The sequence below is a fragment of the Clostridium gasigenes genome, assembly GCF_900104115.1.
GTDB lineage: Bacteria > Bacillota > Clostridia > Clostridiales > Clostridiaceae > Clostridium > Clostridium gasigenes.
In genome coordinates this window covers 1-3,513 of the sequence record NZ_FNJM01000029.1, presented here as the reverse complement: position 1 = coordinate 3,513, position 3,513 = coordinate 1, and the positions used below count along the sequence as shown (strand labels likewise).

At 28.7% G+C, this 3,513-nt stretch carries 2 protein-coding genes; both read left to right on the top strand.

From position 1 onward, the window contains the following. Nucleotides 1–834, top strand: an 834-nt coding sequence (locus tag BLS77_RS20105) for a dockerin type I domain-containing protein (RefSeq protein WP_242874032.1), incomplete at its 5' end; no start/stop codon positions are given. Between the two features lie 292 nt (nt 835–1,126). After that, the gene (locus BLS77_RS18935; RefSeq protein ID WP_175490924.1) at nt 1,127–3,118 is read left to right on the top strand and encodes a glucosaminidase domain-containing protein; all 1,992 of its coding nucleotides are present in this window, start codon (nt 1,127–1,129) and stop codon (nt 3,116–3,118) included. Nucleotides 3,119–3,513: the final 395 nt, after the last annotated feature.

Here is a 3,513-nt window from a genome sequence, read left to right as displayed (position 1 = left end):
CTAGACGATGAACAAAATAATGGTATAAGAATATATAATATTAATGAGAATCCAGATGCTGATATAAAAGAAGATTTAAGTGCCGGAAATTTTATCGTAATTAATAAAGAAAGTTCAGTAAAACCAATAGATGGTATAACTGTAGTCACTAAGAATGAAAATTGGACAAACAAATATATAAATGGGGATTTATATATAGGACCACAGGCGGTTCTAACTGTAAATGGGAATGTCACAGTTAGTGGTAGCGTTTATGTTTTAGGATCACTTAAATCTTATGGCGGGTTAAATATAAAGGGAACGTTAAATGGAACTAATATGAGTTGGGGTGGAAATCCAACCTTATACAATGGAACAATAGTTATAAGTGGTAGTAACTCAATTGTATCTAGTATTATGACAGACTCTCCAGTTAAAGAGATACCTATAAGGATAGATAACGAGACTTTAGTAGCTAAAAATGGAAAATTAAATATAAAAGGAGCAACCATAAATGTAGTTGATATGTATATAGAAGGGCAAAAAGTAGTTTTAGATTATAACGGATGCTTTGATTTAAAAGATATATTTATAGGAAGTAAAGAAAAAATTAAAGTAGAATTCAAAACTATATTTGGAAATACTATAGTTAGGGAATTTAATATAAGTGATTATGTTAAAGAGGATATAAATAAAGATGGTGAAATTGATATTTTAGATTTATCGCAAATAGCATTAAAGTATAATGAAACATCTTATTTAGGTAGTGAAAATAGAAGGTATGATATGAATGATGATGAAATTATAGATATTTATGATTTGGTGATATGTTCCATAAAGACATCAAGAAGGTGACAGGCACTTATATAATAATGTGAAAGACTTGGTATAAACTAAGTCTTTTTTCTGTGTGGAATTATAATTATAAAAATAGTAATTATTTTTCAGGTTAGTATATATATAAATATAAGTGTTATATAATTATAATATAGAAAATAAGTGAATTAGAGGTGGTAACATGAGTAGAGGGTTGTTAGATACTAAAATAGATTGCGTATTTAAAAGATATGTTAGTTGCATGGATAAAATTTAAAAAAGATACTCAAAGTGAAAATGGTTAGGAATTTAGAATGGGAGGGGAATGAATATGAGAAAATATGATTTTAAAAAACTTATAGTTACTTTAACTATAACATTTTTTATGATGCCAACTTTAATTCCATTAGCAGAGGAAGTTGATAAAGTAGCTTCAGATATAAATATCAAAAGTGGAGAGAAATATGAAGAAATTAGGTTTGGAGATAAAAATGTTTCAGTTTATAGTATAGATAAGCGATATATGAATCCTAGTAATTCTATAGATACTGTAGATGATACAGATGCTGTAAGCAACGTAGGGGATAAAGAAGAAGTACAAAAAAAGATAGAGGCTATGAAGGATTTTAAAATACTTAAACCAAAAACTAAAGAGGCTTTTGAAGTAGCGTTAGCTTATGGGGATGGAAGTTATACCTATGTAGAAAGTGCAAAAACTGCAGATGAAGCTATGGTGACTGTTAAAGTTTTAGAAAAAAAGTATAATAGTCTTGATATAGTACCATCTTTGATAAATGCAAGTGGACAAGTTGTTTACGCAACGAATTCTATGGGGAGAATTTGGAATCATCGTAATGGAGAACCTATAAAAGGGTCTTCAGAAATAACTTACATTTATTCAACATCAGATTTAAAAAAACAATTTACTTATATTAATCAGGGATTTATAGATGATGTACCTATTATAGAAGATTTAGGTACAAGTGCTAAAATACAAGTTAATGGTTATAATGGATGGATAAATAAAGATTCAAATTCACTAAATTATGACTTAGTAGTAGTTCCTATAAATCAAGTAACTAATCCAAGTTGTTATTTAGTTAAAGACGGAGGATTATATCATTATATATCTACAAATATGACTAGTAGTGGAATTGCTGGTTATTCAATAAGAGTTGGAGCTGCACCTTCATATTTGAAATTGGGTGTAGATTATTATAGTTATGATGGTATTTATTTTTATACAGGATCAACAGTATCAGAGGGATTAAATAAACTAATAACAGATCTTAAAAATAACACAAAGGTAAATTCAATTAATAATAATAATCCAAATTATAATTATTATGAATATTTACCTTTCAGAACTAAGACAAATTATACTGCACAGGAGTTAAATACTTTTATAAATAACAAAACTGAACCTTCAAGTAAATTAAGAGGATTAGGTGAAGTTTTAATAGAATGTCAAAATAAATATGGAGTAAATCCAATGCTAACATTAGCTGTATCAATTAATGAATCTTCATGGGGGGCCTCTGAGATAGCACAAGAAAAAAACAATGTTTTTGGTAAAAATGCAATTGACTCTAGCCCAGAAGAAAGTGCATATAGTTTTGCTACGCCAGCGGATAGTGTAAGAGAATTTACTAGAAACTATATTTCAAGGGGATATTCTGATCCGGCAGATTGGAGATATTTTGGAGGATATTTAGGAAATAAGCAATTAGGTGCAAATGTAAAGTATGCTTCAGATCCATTTTGGGGAGAAAAAGCTGCTCAGCATGCTTTTACTATAGACTATGAATTATCAAATAAAGATATAAATAATTTGAAAGATAATAATGGATACCAATTAGCTATTTATACAGGGTCTAATGAAGTAAAAGAGTTAAATGGAAGTTTGTTGTATAATATTAACCCAACGATTAGTGGCTTTGGAGGTTATGCAGGTAATGCAGTAGCTTTAAAATTTTCAGGTGAAACTACTCTAGGAAAGTATGGAATATTCCCAGAAAGAACAACTACTTTGAATAATGGTGGAGATGAAAATAAGTATCATGGAAATTATGAGTGGAACTACACTGGATATATAAGTAGTAGTAATGTAAAACTTATAAATGCTCCAAACACTGCATTTATACCTGGTTATTCTAAGGAAGATGTAAATAAAGATGAGAAGATTGATATAGAAGATTTAGCAACTATCGCTATAGATTATAATAAAATCAGTGAAGATAATAGCTTTAAGAGACATTTTGATATAAATAGTGATGGGATAATAGATATATTTGATTTTGTTAAGGTAGCTAAGGGGATGTAGAAGTTTTATTAAAGCCAATAAAAAACAACAAATGTTGATATTAAAAGAGCGGACATATGAAAACAATTTATAGATAGCAACTTCTGGTCGGGATAGGCCCTTCATTCAGGTCAGATTTTTAATATTTACAAGTACAAACAATGAAACACTATAATTATTTTATGGTGTTTTTTTGCTTATAAAAACAGATAAAAGCCAAAACAAAGGTGCTGCTAATTTTTAGAAACACCTTGTTTGAGGTTAATATAATCTAAATATTGTAGGGAAAATATAATTTGATTATTTTTTCAAAAACTTTAACTAGTGCATATATTTAAGTGAAGGGAGGTGAAACATATGGCAGTTAATTCAGTATTAGTTGATAGCGCAGTTGTTGTTAAGTACAAAGTTGGTGT